Here is a 1,660-nt window from a genome sequence, read left to right on the forward strand (position 1 = left end):
TGAAATGCTCCCTTCAAAGTAGACATTGAAAAAATGAAAACTTTGAAGGGAGCTTTATTTATGTCAATAAAACCTAAAGTAGACATAGATGTACTGCTATATATGTTTCAAGAATATGAAAAAGGCGTGTCGTTTCAATACTTAATCGATACATTACAATTAGATATTAATGTCAATACTTTGTATCCTAAGTATAAATATTATAAAACCCATGGTATTGAAACACTACTTACACAAAAACAATACAATCACTATTCAAAGGAACTAAAATTAAAAGTTGTAAATGAATATTTGAATTCAAATCAATCAACCCAAGATCTCGCAATCAAATACAATATTCGTAGTTCGACACAAGTCAAAAATTGGATAAAAATGTATACTGTAGGAAAAGAGATTAAGAGTCAATCTCCGAAAACTGGGGTGTATATCATGAAAGCAAGAAAAACCACATTTGAAGAACGTGTCACAATTGTTGAATATTACTTGAATCATAAACAATCTTATAGAGAAGTTGCAGAACACTTTAATATCTCATACGGTCAAATTTACCAGTGGGTTCAAAAGTATCAAGCACATGGTAAAAATGGATTAGTAGATGGCAGAGGCAAAGGAAAACCCAAATCTATGATGACGCCAGAAGAACAAAAGGAAGCTGAAATTCAAGCATTAAAAGCACAAAATCGATTATTAGAGATGGAAAATGACGTTTTAAAAAAGTTTCAAGCATTGGAAAGAGAGATGATTCAAAGAGAAAACAAATCACGGCATACAAAACGATTGAAGCGTTAAAACATCAATACCCTATCCAACGCTTGTGTCGTATTTTAGGCATTTCTAGAGCGAGTTATTATAAGTGGGTACATTATCAATCGAGTGAACTTGAATTAGAGAATGAACAACTTAAGCGAGAAATAGAATCAATCTATCATAAGTATAACGGTATTTATGGCTATCGTCGCATTTATATCTATATTCGATTAAAACTAGGTAAACAAGTAAACCGAAAGCGAATTTATCGTTTGATGAAAGAACTTAATTTAAAAGCGGTAATACGTCAAAAGCGAAAACCTTATCGCCGTTCAACGCCACAAATCACATCAGAAAATAAGCTTAATCGACAATTTGACATTGATACGCCAAATAAAGTTTGGTTAACAGATGTAACAGAATTTAAAATCAAAGAAGGTAGTAAGATATATTTGAGTGCCATTTATGACTTAGGTGTTAAACGTATTGTTAGTTATGAGCTAGGCCCTTCTAACAATAATCAATTAGTATTTAAAACATTCAATCAAGCGATAGAAAAAGTAGAAAATACCAAAGGTATTTTATTTCATAGTGACCGAGGTTTTCAATATACATCGAAAACATTTAAACATATGTTGGATGAATGTGACATGATTCAAAGTATGTCACGTGTTAGCAAATGTATCGATAACGGTCCAATGGAAGGTGTATGGGGTACAATAAAAAGTGAAATTTTTAGAGGAAATAAGCACTTTAAATTTAATAGTGTAGAAGAAGCTACAAAAACAATTCATGATTTTATTCTTTTCTTTAATCATGAAAGAATTACATTAAAAATGGCTGATTCTGTATAACAACAAAACCAACCATTAATTTTAATTATTTAATTGTCTACTAGACTGGGTGCAGTTCA

General features: G+C 31.0%; 1 protein-coding gene. It reads left to right on the top strand.

Annotation, left to right across the window (positions count from 1 at the left end):
* Positions 1–33: 33 nt before the first annotated feature.
* Positions 34–1,601 (top strand): IS3-like element ISSau2 family transposase gene (locus IDG45_RS13675; protein ID WP_103152151.1). Its coding sequence is split into 2 segments (ribosomal slippage): positions 34–709 and positions 709–1,601, totalling 1,569 coding nucleotides; the frame shifts between segments, so codons are not numbered across the junction.
* Positions 1,602–1,660: the final 59 nt, after the last annotated feature.

The sequence above is a fragment of the Staphylococcus sp. EG-SA-10 genome (assembly GCF_017151945.1).
In the GTDB taxonomy this organism is placed as follows: Bacteria; Bacillota; Bacilli; order Staphylococcales; family Staphylococcaceae; genus Staphylococcus; species Staphylococcus aureus.